Below are 16,951 nucleotides of genomic sequence, written 5' to 3'. Positions count from 1 at the left end.
TCTATTTCTTGTTCCAGATTCCGCGTACATAAGGTGCGGGCAGATCGGACGGATCAATACCGTCCAGTGCCTCAGCAGCATGAAGCGTCCAGTACGGGTCACTGAGCAGGCCTCTGCCTACAGCTACAAGCTCTGCCTTCGCCTCCGTTATCACCGCCTGCGCTTCCTCATAGGACTCCAGACGGCCTACAGCAATAACGGGGACCTGTAATCCGCTGCGTATGTATTCGGCAAGCCCCACCTGATAAGCTGACCCTGCATTCGGGCCGCCATTCGAGCCAATCGGCCCCTCCCCGCCCGAGGATACATGGAACAGGTCTACGCCTGCCTCCTTATAGCGGCGGCAGAATTCCAGCGCATACGCTTCATCATAACCGCCCTCCACGTATTCCTTGGCGGACACCCGCATGATTAGCGGCATTTCAGCCGGCAGCACCTCACGCACTGCCTCTACCACCTGTTCCCCGAACAAGATGGGGTCTTGTCCATACTCATCATCCCGGATATTGGAGAGCGGGGAATGGAACTGGTGGATGAGGTATCCATGGGCTCCATGCAGCTCAACCGTATCGAACCCCGCTTCAACCGCACGCCGCGCCGCTTCCCGGAAGGCGATAATCAGCTCCGTAATCTCTTCACGGCTAAGCGCCTTGGGCATCGCATAGGTATCATCGAACGGGATGGCCGAAGGTGCAACCGGCGGGGCAGCATCGACGGCCTTACGGCCGGCATGTCCGAGCTGGATGGCAATCTTAGCTCCATGGGCATGAACGGCATCCGTCAGCCGCTTGAACGCCGGAATCTGCCCGTCATCCCAGATCCCGGTGTCCCGGCTCGTAATCCGCCCATCAGGGTGAACTCCGCTCATCTCTACAATAATGAAGCCGCATCCCCCGACAGCCCGGCTGACATAATGCACATAATGCCAGTCATTGGGAATACCGTCCTGCTTCTCAACCGCATACTGGCACATCGGTGGCATGACCACGCGGTTCTTCAGGGTCAGAGCCTTCAGTTCATAAGGTGCAAACAAATCGGTCATTCTTGTCTCCATCCTTCCCGTATCTATGATCCATTTCAGTATACAACGATTCACGGCATAATTTCATGGCTGCTTGGAAATAACAACCCTTATATTCTAAAATAACCGGACCGTGGTTGGAGGAGGCTTCGTTCTGATGAAACTGGCAATATTCCGCCGAATTGTGCTGTTTATATCCGTCATTGCCCTGGCCCTGTCTGCACCGGCTGCGGAGCTTGTACCTGTCTCTGCAGCCGCGGCAGATAGTCCTGCGCCAGTGCCGGCACAAGAGATCCTGCCATCCTCCCGGCCAGAAGCTTCTATTGAAGAAGAAACGGCAGTACCTGCCGGATCAGCGGCCTCCCCTTCTTCAGTAAACCGCCATAAAAGAAGCAAGGGCCTCTCCCTCAGCCAATTACTGCGCAAATACCCGGAGACACTCAAGACCCAGGGACCACGCCATAAAATGATCGCTCTTACCTTCGATGATGTGCCTGATCCCCGCTACACCCCGCAGCTCCTGGATGTGCTGCGCAAATATAAAGTCAAAGCCACCTTCTTCGTGGTCGGCAGCCGTGCGGAGAAGCATCCCGCCCTGGTAGCACGCATGATCCGCGAAGGCCATGCCATCGGCAACCACTCCTATAATCACCCCCAGTTCAGCAAGCTGAGTATGAATGCGTTCCGCATCCAGATTATCCGTACGGAGAATATTCTGCAGCTGCTGGCCGGATACAAGCCGAAGCTGATCCGCCCGCCATATGGCGATATCAATGAGCCGCAGGTTAAATGGGCGAAGTCGCATGGCTATAAGCTGGTGAACTGGAACGTCGACTCCCTCGACTGGAGAGGCCTGTCCAAAAATCAGGTCAAGCACAACATTCTCTCCCAGGCTGGCAGAGGGGCCATTATTCTTCAGCACGGGGGCGGCGGCAGAGGCAGTAACCTCCAAGGGACGCTGCAGGCGCTGCCTGAGATCATCGGCATTCTGCGGCAGCGCGGATACAGCTTCGTGACCGTTCCCCAGATGCTACAGGTCAGCAAGAGCAAATAACCGCTTGATCATTAGAGTCCTAATGCAAGTGGAAACGGCTTTGCCGTCCTTTGAAGGACGGTACCGTTTCAGCGAGAAATAGAAGGATCATGTATAGCGAAAAACATATAAATCCTTATATTTTAAAAAGGAAACAAAACCGGCGGATGCTGCCTGGTTTTGTTTCCTTTTCATGATTACGTATTGTGCTTGATATGGTACAAAGGTTCATTATTGGTTTATTCAATAATATATAAATTTACATACTGAAAACCGAAATCGGCTACAAAGCTCTGGCTGCCCGGAATAAAGATATCGATCCGGTTGCCCTTAATCGCACTCCCCATATCCGTCGCTGTCGCTACGAAGGCTTGCTTCGGAAGGCCCGGATGGGTATACCCGGTTACGAGTACCTTCGTTCCCAGCGGAATCACGCTCGGATCAACGGCGATGGTTCCGAGCTTCAGCGCATTGCCGAAATAATCGACTGCGCCCCACTTGCCATTCTCGCTGGCTGCCGAGGAATAGGCGGAAGCCTTGACCTGCAGCACTTTGGCGTAATTGAATTCTTTGCCCCAGGCTTGAACGGTATTGGTCGCCGGCTGCACACTCAGGGCTTGAACTTCTGCTGCGTCCACAGCTTCTACTGAAGCTGCTGCAGTATTGGCTACTGCCACAGTCTTGGCTTGAACATCACCCGGAATGGTGAATTTCAGCCCGGGATAGATATTTAGCGCTGAAATCTGCGGGTTCGCATTCATAAGCTCATCAACGCTTATGCCATAATGATTGGATAGAGTATAATAGGTAGTAGTATCTCCAGCGATATGTACGCTGTCAGCTTGAACGGGAGCTGCGTGAAGCAAGGTGCCGAGTCCCAGTACGGCCGCCAGGGCGGTGATGGCTCTGATCTTGAGTTTCATGAATTGCCTCCTTCAATGGTGACGCCAGGTTTGTAAACTAACAGTAATGAATATATCACAACTTTGTAACCATTGGCTATGTTTTTGTGGCAATTGGAAATAATTATCCCAAATAAAGCGTTACCACCGATATAAATATTACATATTCTTAATCATTATTAAGGGACTCGGCATAAATATGCCATGTTTCCTGAATTTTCGCAAAAATTTTACACAGTTTTAACATTTCTCACGCAAGCAAATAGTAGAATGAAAGAACACGATATCTTAACTAGACATTGAAGCAACCTTGGAGGGTCCATGAACGTGAATACAGATGAGAAAAAAATCAACAATATTAGTCCTGCAACAGCCTATCTTAACCGTGACCTCAGCTGGATCGAGTTCAACCGCCGGGTGCTCGGCGAGGCACAGGACCCGGAGAACCCGCTGATTGAGCGGGCTAAATTCCTGGCCATAGTGTCCAGTAATCTGGATGAGTTCATCAGTGTCCGGGTAGCGGGCATTCAGGATCAGATCCGGGCGGGATATTCCAAAAAGGATTTCACCGGCTATACGCCCTCCGGCCTCTATAAACGCCTCAGCAAACGGGTGACCAAAATTGTCGCCGACCAGTACCGCACCTTCAAGGATATTTCTCGCAGCCTGCATAAAGAGGGCATTGTGTTCGTTGATTATGAAGACTTAACACCGGCACAGGAGCAGGCAATTGAGGAATACTACCGTGATATTATTTTCCCTGTGCTGACTCCGATGGCCGTCGACCAGAGCCGTCCGTTCCCGCTGGTCCACAGCCAGTTCATCTATCTGGCTGTCGTGCTGACAAGGAAGAACAGCCAGGAGGAGGAGCCTTACTTCGCCATTCTGCAGATTCCGTCCAATCTGCCGCGCTGCATTCCCTTGCCGCACCGCTCGAACAGCAAAAAACGGCAATTTGTATTCATTGAAGATGTGATCCGCCATCATATTCAGACCTTGTTCAGCGGTTATGATCCGGTAGCCGTCAGCGAATTCCGCCTGACCCGCAACTCCGACCTGACGATAGATGAAGAAGGCGCGGAGGATCTGCTGGAGGAGATCGAGAAGGAGCTCCGCAAACGCCGCCGCGGTGTGCCTGCCCGTCTGGAAGTACAGAAAGGTATCCATCCCTATGCACTTGAGCAGCTACAGGCTGAATTCGAGCTGGAGGACTTCGTCTTCGAGATCGAAGGTCCGCTTGATCTCGGCTTCCTGCGCAGCTTCACCAGCAGTCTGAAGGGCTTCAGCTATCTGCTCAATCCGCCTGTCGAGCCGATGTACCCGGCGGAATTCGATGAGAATGAAGATTTCTTCGAAGTGCTGAGCCAGCGTGATGTGCTGGTCTATCATCCGTACGAATCCTTCGATGCCATGACGGATTTCATTATCCAGGCCTCCGAGGATGAGCAGGTGATGGCCATCAAAATGACGCTGTACCGGGTCAGCGGCAATTCTCCGCTGATAGCAGCCCTCGCCAACGCAGCCGAGTCCGGCAAGCAAGTTACGGTGGTTGTGGAACTGAAGGCGCGCTTTGATGAGGAACGCAATATCGCCTGGGCGCGTAAGCTGGAGCAGTCCGGCTGCCATGTGGTTTATGGTCTCGTCGGTCTCAAGACCCATGCCAAGGTAACGCTGATCGTACGCCAGGAAGGCTCCGAGCTGCGCCGTTATGTTCATGTGGGAACAGGCAACTACAATGACAGTACGGCCAAGGCCTATACCGACCTTAGCCTGTTCACCGCCAATCATGAGATTGGCCTGGATGCGTCCGAGCTGTTCAATCAGATGACAGGCTACTCTGCCAATTACAATTGGAACTCTTTCATCGTAGCACCGACTAACATGAGCCTGTCGCTCCAGAAGCTGATTCTGCGTGAGGCGGAGCATGCGGCCGCAGGCCGGCCTGCACGGATTATCGCCAAGATGAACTCCCTGTCGAACCAGGAGGTCATTGATTATCTCTACAGCGCAGCCCAGGCGGGAGTGTCCATCGACCTGATCGTCCGGGGAGTCTGCTGCTTGCGTCCGGGAATTGAAGGCCTCAGTGAGCGCATTACGGTGCGCAGTATTGTGGACCGCTTCCTGGAGCACTCACGTATCTATTACTTCGAGAATGGCGGCGATCCCGAGGTCTACCTGTCCAGTGCCGACTGGATGACGCGCAACCTGACCCGGCGGATCGAATTGATGTGTCCGGTCAAGGATAACAGTATCCGCGATCAGATTGTCAAGATTCTGGAGCTGTCGCTGATGGACAATGTCAAATCCAGCTTCCTGCAGCCGAACGGATATTATGAACGGATCGACGACAAAAAGGCCCCGCTCCGGAGCCAGTTCGCCGCTATGGATGTTACCCGCTGGAAGGGAAGCCGAGCTTTACCTTCACCGACCAAGCATTCCTGAAGGCTTTGAGCGCATTCTCAATGTCCTCCAAGCCGATAAGCACCTGTCCGCCCTGAAGCTCCAGATCCAGCGTATGATTATGCAGACGGGACTTCAGCCCGCTGACAATGCCGATCTCGGTGCTGTCCAGCGCAATGCTTAACTGCACTAATGTACCCAGCTTATGAATCCATTCCTCGTCGGAAGGCAGCAAAATGTCCTTATGCATCAGGGACAATTTCTGCTTCCGGCTTTTTGTGCTGTAAGAAGCGATGTACGCGCTAAGAATCAGCTGGCGGTGCGTCAATCCGCGGATGGGTGAATTCATGAGCCAATAGTGGGTGTGCCGCTTGGATTGATAATAGTTAATGTTGGAGCCTGTCCGGTGCAGCATAATCGCCACATAGATTAGCATCTTCTGCTCGTCCCGGTCCCCTTCCGGCTCAAAGGCTCCCAGCAGGCTCAGCGCCAGCTTGTTGATATGGTCGAGATGCCGCTTAGAGGTGCGGATATCGAAGCGGATAATCGTATCCAGGCTGTATTCCAGCGCGCTGTCACGCACCGGCTGCTCCGGCTCCAGCAGATCATGCAGCATGCCCTCACGCAGGCCTTCCCCGCTGATCAGCGCCCGGCTGGCACCAATGTAATGATAGACGGTATGGAAAATAATCAGCCCGGATACGATGATATCCGCCCGGCTTTTGGACAGACCATCCAGGTCCTTACGCTTCTCAAAGGGGGTTACGGGCAGAACCTCCATAAACCGTTCGATCGTCTCGTTCTCCAGAACATAGCCATGGGAATTAGGCAGCGAATAATCGCGGTTCCGCTGATCGAGCTTCGCCAGTGAGCGCAGCGTTCCTCCCAGCCCGTATAGCGGAAGTCCTGTGCCCGCCGATAGCCAGTCATGCTCCACCAGCCTGCCGGTTACGTATAATTGCAGCTTGCGGATCTGCTCCGCGTTCCAGTTGCCGCCCTGGCTGAACATCTGATTCGTGTTAACCGCACCGAACGGGAACGAGATACTCTGCTGATAACGCCGTCCGCGGAATAAGGTCACCTCGGTACTCCCTCCGCCGATATCAATCACGAAGCCGTCCTGGACATCAAAAGCATTGATCACCCCAAGAAAGCCGAAATACGCCTCCTGATATCCGCTGACCACTTCAATAGGAATGGACGAGGCCTCGGACAGGTAGCTGATGATCTCTGCAGAGTTCGCTGCATTACGGATGGCGGCTGTGGCGCCTGCGCGGATTTTCTCTACTTCAAAATCATCACAAATCTCCTTGAACTGCTGAAGAACAGGTATGATCGTATTCATATCCTTCTTCTCCAGCCGGCCTTCCTTCGTAATCTTCTCGCTCAAACGGGCAGAGTACTTACATTCCTTGATGATTTTGTAGCCGCCTGCCTGTGTCGTGTCATAAATTACAAGTCGTATGGAGTTGGAACCAATATCAATAATGCCGATCCGGCAAAGATCATCTCTCATCTGTATGTACTCCTTTTCAAGTAGATTGATCATTTGTATACTATATCAAACATTGTGCACTCCGCCAAAATAAAATAACCCCATACGGTGGGGTTATTAGCCGGCCTGCTATAATACCTTGCTGAGAAAATCGCGCGTGCGGGCATGCTTGGGATGACCGAACACCTCTGCCGGTGTCCCCTGCTCCACAATCACTCCGCCGTCCATGAACAGGATACGGTCCCCCACTTCACGGGCGAAGCCCATCTCGTGCGTTACAATCACCATGGTCATGCCGTTCACCGCCAGCTGCTTCATAACCTCAAGCACTTCACCGACCATCTCCGGGTCCAGTGCCGAGGTTGGTTCGTCGAACAGCATAACATGCGGCTGCATAGCCAGCGCCCGGGCGATGGCGATCCGCTGCTTCTGTCCGCCGGAGAGCTGGGCCGGATAAGCATCGCGCTTGTCCTCAAGGCCTACCGTACGCAGCAGCTCCATCGCGAACTTCTCCGTCTCCGCCGCCTGTTGCTTCTTCACCTTAAGCGGGGCGAGCATTATGTTCTGCAGCACCGATTTGTGCGGGAACAGGTTGAACTGCTGGAACACCATGCCCATTTTCTCGCGGGTCACGTTGATGTCATGGCGCTTCGCGGTAATGGATTGACCCTCGAAGCTGATCTCGCCGCCTGTGGGCTGCTCCAGCAGGTTCAGACAGCGCAGAAAGGTGCTTTTGCCCGATCCGCTGGGGCCGATGACTACAACGACCTCGCCCTTGTGAATATCCAGATCAATGCCCTTCAGGATGTCCAGCTTCCCAAAGCTCTTCCGCAGGTTCTTAACCTCGATCATCCGTGTTCAGCCTCCGTTCCAATATACCCAGCAGCTTGGATAGTGTGAATGTCAGTACGAAATACATGATGGCAATAATAACATAGGGTGTCAGGCCCTCATACGTAATCGTTGTAATGGTCTTCGCCTGAAAGAACAGGTCTGCAACCCCGATCATAGACACAATTGAAGATTCTTTGATGATGGTAATAAATTCGTTACCGATGGCCGGCAGCACGTTCTTAATCGCCTGCGGCAGCACGATGTAGCGCAGCGTCATCCCCTGCTTCATTCCGAGTGAACGCGCTGCTTCAACCTGACCGCGGTCTACACCCTGAATCCCCGCGCGGAAAATCTCCGCCAAATAAGCTGAACTGTTGATGGTTAATGTAATCGCACCGGACTGGATCGGCGTAAACTCAAGTCCAAGCTCCGTTAACCCGTAGTGTATCAGAAACAGCTGTACCAGCATCGGCGTCCCGCGTAAGAATTCGACCCATGCGGTTGCGATAAAGCGCAGTATTCTCCATTTGGACATCCGCAGGAGCGACACCAGGATGCCGAGTACGAAACCGAAGAATACCCCCAGCACTGCAAGCAGCAGTGTGTACTGCAGACCGGATAAGAATAAATTGCGGTACTCATAAGCCATATCGAATACATTCATTGCCCTCAGACCCTCCTCTTCTCAAAAAAATAGAAAACGGCGGATCACCGCCATTTTCTTAATGGTAAAGCATGATCCCGCAGCCAGCTGCGGGCCTATCCTGATCTCTGCTATCCGCATACGCGGCTTCGCGTATTATTTGCTCTCCGCAAGCTCGCTTGCTGCCGCTACGAATTCATCAATCTTGCCTTCGGAGTTCAGGCGTCCGAGTGTCTTATTCACTTGATCGAGCAGCTCGGTGTTGCCCTTCTTCACGCCGATGGCATAGCCGTCATCTTCAACCTCAGGCTTGGCATCGGTGATTACAAGGCCCTTGACGTTCTTCACAAAGGACTTGGCCACAGGTCCTTCCATAATGGAAGCATCTACCCGGTTCGACTGCAGCTGCAGGACGATTTCGGAGATTTTGCTGAGGGAGGTCAGCTGTGCGCCTTCGATGCCCTTAGCGATACCCTCCTGGATGGAACCGGTCTGAATTCCGATCTTGGCGCCCTTCAGTGCGTCCATGGTAGCGAATTTGTCCTTGTCTGCTTCACGCACTACGACAGCCTGCTCTGCCTTATAGTAGATATCCGAGAGGCCTACAGCCTCAGCGCGTTCCGGTGTAGGGCTAAGTCCCGAGATGACCATATCGATCCGGCCGCTTGCCAGCTCATTCAGCAAAGAGTCGAACGGAAGATCCTTAATCTCCAGCTCCTGGCCGAGATCAGCGGCAATCTCCTTGGCAATCTCGATATCGAAACCAACAATCGTATCCTTACCTTCAACCATCTTGTGGAATTCATAGGGAGGAAAGTCAGCGCTTGTGCCCATAATCAGCTTCTTGGCCGGTGCCTCTGTGCTTGCAGCACCGCCATTCCCGCTTGCTGCGGTGTTGTTCTTATCGTTATTAGAGCCGCATCCGGCCAAGAGTCCTGCTGCCAGCAGCAGTCCCATTGAAAGTTTACCCCATTTGTTCATTTGTCCCGTCTCCCCTATTCTATTTATGTTCTCTCTACTGTTCCGTCTCATTGACCGATTTATTATAAATCACTTCGTATGAATATGCAAAGACAATTTTGTGACAAAAACCTGTTACAGCGACAAAAAAATGCACATCCTAAGAAGGTGGTATATAATACTATCTACTATAGATTATCTCCAATTACCGCATGAATCATTACAGCTTCCACCCAATTTGCAGGAGGTGCTACTATGCTGCTTGAAGCGATGTACCATGTTCCCCGTGACAAATGGGCCTATGCCTATGATACTGAAACGATTCATCTGCGTGTGCGCACCAAACGTGATGATGTGGACTACGTAGTCGCCCTTACCGGCGACAAGTACGATTGGCAGCATACTTCTTATGACATTATCATGGAGAAGGCTGCCTCCGATGACAAATTCGACTACTGGGAAGCAGCGGTCCGGCCCAAATATAAGCGGCTTAGCTATACTTTTCGCGTGAGTAAAGGTATGGAGACGGTCTATCTGCTTGATAACGGGATCCGCTCGGAATGCCCGCCCCCGCCGAATCACTTCTACGAATTCCCCTATATCCACGGGATCGACTTGTTCCGGGTTCCTCCCTGGGCGAAGGATGCGGTGTTCTACCAGATCATGACCGAGCGGTTCGCGAATGGCAATCCCCTGATTAATCCGGACGGCACGCAGCCCTGGGGCGGCAAGCCCGAGCTGAATAATTTCTTCGGCGGCGACCTTCAGGGCGTGCTGGACCATCTGGATGACCTGCAGGAGCTGGGCGTCAATGCCCTCTATTTCACCCCGCTGTTCGTCTCGCCTTCCAATCATAAATATGACATCGTGGATTACCGGAGAGTCGACCCGCATTTTGGCGATAATGAGCTGCTGAAGCAGGTCGTCGAAGAATGCCACAGACGGGGCCTGCGCGTCATGCTTGATGCCGTGTTCAACCATTGCAGCGACCAGTTCCCGCCCTTCCAGGATGTTCTGGCCAAGGGGGAATATTCGGTCTACCGGGACTGGTTCCATGTGAACTCTTTTCCGGCTGAGATTGTGGACGGCATTCCCACCTATGATACGTTCGGCTTCTATGGCAATATGCCGAAGTTCAACACCGCCAATCATGAAGTAAAATCCTATCTGCTGGAGGTGGCCGAATACTGGATTAAGGAGATCAAGGTGGACGGCTGGCGGCTGGATGTGGCCAACGAGGTGGACCATCACTTCTGGCGCGATTTTCGCAAGGTGGTCAAAGCCGCGAACCCGGATGCTTACATCGTAGGCGAGGTTTGGAGTGATTCCTTAACCTGGCTGCTCGGCGACCAGTTTGATTCGGTGATGAACTATCCCTTCTCGGGGACGGTGCTGGAATTCTTCAACGGCGGGATGGACGGCATCACCTTCGGTCACCGGATCGGCGGCCTGCTCATGCGTTATCCGCAGCAGACGAATGAGGTGGTCTTCAATCTGCTCGGCAGCCATGACACCCCCCGCCTGCTCACCGTGCTCGGTGAAGACAAACGGAAGCTGAAGCTGACGGTCGTCTTCCTGTTCACCTTCATGGGCACTCCCTGCATCTATTACGGCGATGAGATTGGCCTGACCGGCTATGAGGACCCGGATTGCCGCAAATGTATGGAATGGGAGCAGAGCAAGCAGGACCGTGAGCTGTATGACTTTTACCGTAGGATGATTAGTTTGCGCAAGGAGCATAAAGCCCTCCGCGAAGGCCGCTTCCGGATTCTTCAGGCCGGCGAGCATGACCCGTGCATCGTCTATGAGCGTGCAGATGAGCTGATCCACTTCACGGTCTGGATGAACAACTCACCGCAGCCACGCACACTCAGCCACCCCATGGAGACCAGTGACTGGCTGGATGCGCTAACAGGTGAAGCGGTTGCTCCCGAACGCGGGATGATGAACGTGGCGCTGGAGCCGTATGAGTACCGGATTCTTTTCCGGCATATTGTGGAGGTGGAATCAAATGATTGAACGTGAGCGGCGGATCAGGCAATATTTCGATTCATGGATTAACAAGGACAATTCTATATTAAGTACCATTTTTGATCCCAACATTGTATATACCGAAAGCTACGGCCCTCAATATCGGGGATTTGACACCCTGTTGTTGTGGTTCGAGGACTGGAATACGCGTGGTACGGTACTCAACTGGACGATCAAGCAATTTATTCATCAAGGCCATATGACTGTGGTGGAATGGTACTTTAAGTGTGAGTATGATGCTGTGACCGATGCGTTTGACGGAGTCTCTATAATCGAATTTAATCCCGGGAACCAGATCGTGAGCCTAAAAGAATTCCAATCCAAAATTCCGCATACTTATCCGTATACATGACTTGAATTTTGTTATTTCTTTAATGCTACTTGTTTAGTTGGAAAAACGTATCTTAATTTCGCCAATTCCAAGCGCTGGCAGTAAATAGTTGGAAAAAAGCATCTATTTTCGCTGAATTCCTTAAAATGAGGAAGTTTGGGCTAATTAAGTGTCTTTTTTCTATTTGCTTCGGAGGATGAGTTATTCCTTCCGTTAACAAGTGCCTAAAATCCAACTGTTCCCTCTGCCTATAGTACAATCCCCCTTGTAATTATAGTTCTTCATTATGTTAGGGAGCCATGTGCGACAGAAAAAGGCATCCCTTAGTTCCTGATGAACTGAGGGATGCCTTTTCCCATCTAAACCTTACTGCCCCTATTCCTCCGCAGCAACCGTAATCTTTTTATAAATATCAATGTACTGCTGTGCGGATACGTTCCAGCTATAGTCGCCGGAGAATGCGTTTTTGGCTACTTTTTTCCAGTGCTCAGGCTTGTGGTAGAATGATACGGCGCGGCGGAGCGTGTGCATCATATCATGGGCGTTGTAATCCTTGAAGGTGAAGCCGTTGCCCTCTCCGGTATATTCGTTGTACGCCTGCACGGTGTCGTTCAGTCCGCCTGTCTCACGGACCACCGGAATGCTGCCGTAACGAAGCGCGAGGAGCTGGCTAATGCCGCAAGGCTCGAATTTGGACGGCATCAGGAAGATGTCGCTGGCGGCGTAGATTTTGCGGGACAAGGCATCACTGAAGGTAATCTGTGACGACAGCTTGCTCGGATAACGCCACTGCGCCTCGCGGAACCAGCGTTCGTAGACCTCATCCCCCGTTCCCAGCAGCACGAACTGAATATCATCATAGTACAGCAGCTCATCCAGCACACGGGTCAGCAAATCCAGTCCTTTGGAATCCACCAGACGCGTAACCATAGCTACCATGGGAATATAAGGAGCCACCGGCAATCCAAGCTCCTGCTGGAGTCCCAGCTTGTTCTCGGCCTTTTTGGCCAGGTTGGAGCGGTACTTGGTGAAGATTGCCGTGTCACTGGATGGATTATAGCTCTTGGTATCAATTCCGTTCACAATGCCGCTCAGCGCGTCAGAACGCGAAGTCAGGAGACCATCGAGGCCATAGCCGTAGTATGGGGTCCGAATCTCATCGGCATATGTCGGGCTGACAGTAGTGACATGATCACTGTAGACAATCCCGCCCTTCATATAATTCACATTCCCGTAATACTCTACGCCCAGGAAATAGCTGTCATCCAGACCCAGCAGCTCACCCAGCACCGTATATGGAAAGACTCCCTGATACAGGAGATTATGTATGGTGAATACCGTACGCATCTCACTGTAGAACGGATTATGACGGTAGTGCGCCTGCAGCAGCAGCGGGACAACCGCAGCATGCCAGTCATGGCAATGGATCACATCCGGCTGGAAGCTAATCGCCGGCAGGCATTCCAGCACCGCCCGGTTGAAGTACGCGAAGCGCTCCCCGTCATCCATGTAGCCATAAATCCCGTCACGGCCGAAGTAATACTCATTGTCGATGAAATAGACGGGAATCCCTTCAAACACCACCCGTTCGATCCCGCAATACTGATTGCGCCAGCCAATCGGGACCTCCAGCGTAGCGACATGCTCCATCTGTGCGGAATACTTCTCAGGAATTCCTTTGTATTTGGGCAGAATTACCCGGACATCGACCCCAGCCGCCTTCAGGGCCTTCGGCAAAGCGCCGATGACATCGGCCAGTCCGCCTGTTTTGATAAATGGATGGGCTTCCGCTGCGGCAAATAATACTTTCATTCCATCTCCCCCTTATATAGTGGCTTTTTAGAATACTTCCTGACCTTAAACGGTCTTGCGGCCGGACTTCTTTAGCACCAAAAAGCTCAGCGGGGACAGCGTCAGCTCTATACTGTTCACCTGATTATGCCACTCCGTCTTGGTGCTCTTCTGCGGCTCATTATGGAAGCCCGATCCGCCGTATAGGGTGCTCTCAGAGCTGAATAATTCCTCATATACGCCCGGGCGCGGCACGCCGATGCGGTAATGGCGGCGCTCCACCGGCTGGAAGTTGATGATAATGAGCAGTGTATCTACCGGACGTTTGCCTCTGCGGATATAGGATACGACACTCTGCCCGCTATCATCGGCATCAATCCACTGGTAGCCTGCCATGTCATGATCGAGCTCCCACAGTGCTTTTTCGGCAAGGTATAGCTTATTCAGCGCAGCTGTATACGCCTGCATCTGCCGGTGGCTCTCATAATCCAGCAGCAGCCAGTCGAGCTGATCCTGATCCTTCCATTCAATGAATTGCCCGAACTCTCCGCCCATGAACAGCAGCTTCTTGCCCGGATGGCTGATCTGATATCCGAGAAGCTGGCGCAGACCGGCGAATTTCTGTTCATAGGACCCCGGCATTTTGTCCAGCAGCGATTTCTTGCCGTGAACCACCTCGTCATGTGACAGCGGCAGAGTATAGTTCTCGGCATACGCATAGCATATCGGGAAGGTCAACAAATTATGATGATACGGGCGTGATCCGAAGTCCCGTTCTATGTAGCCCAAGGTGTCATTCATCCAGCCCATATTCCATTTGTAGTTGAAGCCGAGGCCCCCTTCATGCACCGGTGAGGTTACGCCCGGCCAAGCACTGGATTCTTCCGCCATCATGAGCGCCTTCGGATAATACTGGAAAATCGTCTGGTTAAGCTGCTGAATGAACCGGATGGCTTCCAGATTCTCCAGCCCGCCATGCTCATTGGTCCGGTACTGATGGTGCTCCTTCTCGAAATCAAGCCGCAGCATACTCGTAACCGCGTCCACGCGCATGCCGTCAATATGATACTTCTCGAACCAGAACAATGCGTTTGAAATTAGGAACGATGAGATTTCCGGCTTGCTGAAGTCAAAGGACAAGGTGCCCCAGCCCGGCTTCTCCGCCAGCATCGGATCGGCATACTCATACAGCGGCGTTCCGTCGAAGAGGCGAAGACCATGGGCATCCTTGGCAAAATGGGCCGGAACCCAGTCCAGAATGACCCCGATGCCTGCCTGATGCAGCTGATCGATCAGATACATGAGATCCTGCGGTTCTCCGAAACGGCTGGTAGCGGCAAAATAACCGGTTCCCTGGTAGCCCCAGGACAGATCATAAGGATGTTCAGCCAGGGGCATGAACTCCACATGGGTATAGCCCATTTCACTCAGGTAAGGAATCAGCAGACTGCTGATCTCAAGGTAAGTATAGAGTTCGCCGTCTTCCTTTTGCCGCCAGGTGCCCAGATGCATTTCATAAATGTTCATGGGTGCCTGATACGGACCTTTACTCTTCCGCCGCCATGCCGCGTCCCCCCATTTGTAGCCGTCCAGATTCGCCACAACGGATGCTGTAGCCGGACGCACTTCTGCGTGGAAGGCATAAGGGTCAGCTTTGAGGAAGCTTGTACCATCTGCTCCTGTAATCCTGTATTTGTAAAAAGTTCCCGGCTCCATTCCCGGGAAAAAACGACTCCAAAATCCTGAATCGGGTATCTTATATAACGTATCAAGATCAGATGTTCCATCCCAGCTGTTATGATCTCCCGCCAGTCCTACATATGCCGCATGAGGAGCCCACACGGTAAAGCGAACGCCGGCCTGCCCTTCTTGGACGGCAATGTGCGCGCCAAGCATCGTATAGCTGCGATAATTCGTGCCCTCATGGAACAGATAAATATCTTCAGCGGACGGGAGGTTTTCTGTTTTTGTTAAATCGGCCAAATCATCACCACCTTAGGATATAGGATGCACCTATTACATTACCCGAATATATAGATTTTGAAAATGATTTTGAGAGAAGTCCGGGCAATTTCTGAATATTGAAAATAAACATGTAATTTTTCCACAGATGCAGCAATATAATTCACCTATGTCGTTTCAAGCGCTTGTTCTGAGTGTATATTACAAGCATTGACAAAAAAATGGGAGGGATAACAAATGAGTAAGAAAGAATGTATCGCCATGCTCCTGGCGGGCGGGGAAGGCCGCAGATTGGCCCCCTTGACTTCCAGCATGGCTAAGCCTGCAGTCCCTTTCGGCGGACAGTACCGGATTATTGATTTTCCCCTCAGCAACTGTGTGAATTCCAAGATTGATACCATCGGAGTACTTACTCAGTACGAAGCAGAATCCTTGCATCAGCATATCGGTGAAGGCGAGCCTTGGGGGCTGCATAGCCGCAGTGACCGGGGTGTAAGGCTGCTCCCTTCAGGGATTGAAGGCAGAGACAGCTATACAGGCACCGCTGATGCTATTTATAAGAATATTGAATATATAGACAGTCAGAGCCCGGAGCATGTACTTATCCTGTCTGGAGATCATATTTACCACATGGACTACCGCAAAATGCTCGATTACCACATCGCCAAATCTGCAAAAGCAACAATTTCGGTTATGGAGGTTCCTTGGGATGAAGCGAGCCGCTTCGGTGTGATGAACGTGGATGAAGATCTCAAGATCTCCGAATTTGCCGAGAAACCAAAAGCTCCGAAGAGTAACCTGGCGTCTATGGGCATCTATCTGTTCGAGTGGTCCTATTTGAAGGCTCATTTACTGCAGGATGCTGCGAATGCGGAGTCTGGTCATGATTTCGGGAAGGATGTTATTCCGTCCATGCTTGATGCAAGCGACGAACTGTTCGCTTACCGCTTCGAAGGCTACTGGAGAGATGTGGGTACCGTTGGCAGCCTCTGGGAAGCTCATATGGATCTGCTTCAAGAGGACGGCTTCCAGCTTGATAACTCCCGCTGGCCGATGTACAGCCGCGCACCACGCACCAAGCTGGCTGCGATCAGACCCCGAACTCAAGCTGCTTCAGCGGATTGCCTGATCCACGACACCTGCCTGCTCGAAGGCAGCCCGCAGCGGTCGGTCATCTTCAGCGGTGTGGAGATCGGCAAACAGAGCAGAATCAAACAAAGCGTGGTAATGCCGGGTGCCCGCATTGGACGCGGTGTGCTGATTGAACATGCTATTATCGGTGAAGGTGCTGTGATCAAGGACGGGGCTGTAATCAAAGGCAGTGCAGACAACATCGTGGTTGTCGGCCCTCATGAGATTGTAGCTGCCAAGCCGCTGGTCCGTACTCAGCCTGCCCGCCTGCTTCAGGAGGTCTATGAAAAGGCCGGCCGCCTGCGCGCGGAAGGAATGCCTTCATAAACAATCGTTCAGCAACATCACTCAGCCCTAAGGGCTGCTACATACAAAGGGATACAGCTCCGGTCCGCCCGGACGATAGCTGTATCCCTT

At 52.3% G+C, this 16,951-nt stretch carries 13 protein-coding genes; 5 read left to right on the top strand and 8 right to left on the bottom strand.

What is annotated here, in order from left to right; translation table 11 throughout:
• Position 1 precedes the first annotated feature (1 nt).
• The gene (locus NSU18_RS02060; RefSeq protein WP_341150968.1) at positions 2-1,042 is read right to left on the bottom strand and encodes an NADH:flavin oxidoreductase/NADH oxidase; all 1,041 of its coding nucleotides are present in this window, start codon (positions 1,040-1,042) and stop codon (positions 2-4) included.
• Positions 1,043-1,178: 136 nt separating this feature from the next.
• Here NSU18_RS02060 and NSU18_RS02055 point away from each other — a divergent pair, with 136 nt between their 5' ends.
• Entirely contained in the window at positions 1,179-2,075 is an 897-nt protein-coding gene (locus tag NSU18_RS02055; protein ID WP_445321784.1) for a polysaccharide deacetylase family protein, read from the top strand.
• Positions 2,076-2,293: 218 nt separating this feature from the next.
• Here the strand turns inward: NSU18_RS02055 and NSU18_RS02050 are convergent, their stop codons facing one another.
• Positions 2,294-2,977, bottom strand: a complete 684-nt coding sequence (locus tag NSU18_RS02050; RefSeq protein WP_341148062.1) for a 3D domain-containing protein — start codon at positions 2,975-2,977, stop codon at positions 2,294-2,296.
• A gap of 300 nt (positions 2,978-3,277) precedes the next feature.
• Between NSU18_RS02050 and ppk1 the strand changes: the two genes are divergently transcribed.
• On the top strand, positions 3,278-5,398 hold the full coding sequence (gene ppk1, locus NSU18_RS02045; protein WP_341022321.1) for a polyphosphate kinase 1: 2,121 nt from the start codon (positions 3,278-3,280) through the stop codon (positions 5,396-5,398).
• Here the strand turns inward: ppk1 and NSU18_RS02040 are convergent.
• The 4 genes from NSU18_RS02040 to NSU18_RS02025 form a co-directional block, all read right to left on the bottom strand.
• Positions 5,346-6,872, bottom strand: coding sequence for a Ppx/GppA phosphatase family protein (locus NSU18_RS02040; RefSeq protein WP_341022323.1), 1,527 nt, complete (start codon positions 6,870-6,872; stop codon positions 5,346-5,348). The two genes, ppk1 and NSU18_RS02040, sit on opposite strands and share 53 nt — an antisense overlap.
• A gap of 108 nt (positions 6,873-6,980) precedes the next feature.
• Positions 6,981-7,703 (bottom strand): amino acid ABC transporter ATP-binding protein, encoded by a 723-nt coding sequence (locus NSU18_RS02035; protein WP_341022324.1) that lies wholly within the window; start codon positions 7,701-7,703, stop codon positions 6,981-6,983.
• Complete coding sequence (locus NSU18_RS02030; RefSeq protein ID WP_339314715.1) at positions 7,690-8,349, bottom strand: amino acid ABC transporter permease; 660 nt, start codon at positions 8,347-8,349, stop codon at positions 7,690-7,692. Before NSU18_RS02030 ends, NSU18_RS02035 begins: the two co-directional genes overlap by 14 nt.
• A 135-nt stretch (positions 8,350-8,484) precedes the next feature.
• Positions 8,485-9,309, bottom strand: coding sequence for a transporter substrate-binding domain-containing protein (locus NSU18_RS02025; RefSeq protein ID WP_341022326.1), 825 nt, complete (start codon positions 9,307-9,309; stop codon positions 8,485-8,487).
• Positions 9,310-9,543: 234 nt separating this feature from the next.
• Between NSU18_RS02025 and NSU18_RS02020 the strand changes: the two genes are divergently transcribed.
• Together NSU18_RS02020 and NSU18_RS02015 are read left to right on the top strand one after the other, a co-directional pair.
• Positions 9,544-11,307: an alpha-glycosidase gene (locus tag NSU18_RS02020; RefSeq protein WP_341148061.1), complete on the top strand. Its 1,764-nt coding sequence runs from the start codon at positions 9,544-9,546 to the stop codon at positions 11,305-11,307.
• Complete coding sequence (locus NSU18_RS02015; RefSeq protein WP_341022329.1) at positions 11,300-11,671, top strand: nuclear transport factor 2 family protein; 372 nt, start codon at positions 11,300-11,302, stop codon at positions 11,669-11,671. Before NSU18_RS02020 ends, NSU18_RS02015 begins: the two co-directional genes overlap by 8 nt.
• 354 nt (positions 11,672-12,025) lie before the next feature.
• Here NSU18_RS02015 and glgA read toward each other — a convergent pair whose 3' ends face one another.
• Both glgA and glgB read right to left on the bottom strand, forming a co-directional pair.
• Complete coding sequence (gene glgA, locus NSU18_RS02010) at positions 12,026-13,462, bottom strand: glycogen synthase GlgA (protein WP_341148060.1); 1,437 nt, start codon at positions 13,460-13,462, stop codon at positions 12,026-12,028.
• 45 nt (positions 13,463-13,507) lie between these two features.
• Positions 13,508-15,424, bottom strand: coding sequence for a 1,4-alpha-glucan branching protein GlgB (glgB, locus tag NSU18_RS02005; protein WP_341022332.1), 1,917 nt, complete (start codon positions 15,422-15,424; stop codon positions 13,508-13,510).
• Between the two features lie 216 nt (positions 15,425-15,640).
• Between glgB and NSU18_RS02000 the strand changes: the two genes are divergently transcribed.
• A complete protein-coding gene (locus NSU18_RS02000; RefSeq protein ID WP_341022334.1) occupies positions 15,641-16,861 on the top strand; it encodes a glucose-1-phosphate adenylyltransferase in 1,221 nt (406 codons plus the stop codon).
• The last annotated feature ends 90 nt before the right edge of the window (positions 16,862-16,951 follow it).

The sequence above is a fragment of the Paenibacillus sp. FSL H8-0048 genome (genome assembly GCF_038002825.1).
Taxonomy (GTDB): domain Bacteria; phylum Bacillota; class Bacilli; order Paenibacillales; family Paenibacillaceae; genus Paenibacillus_AQ.
This window is presented reverse-complemented; position numbering and strand designations above follow the sequence as displayed.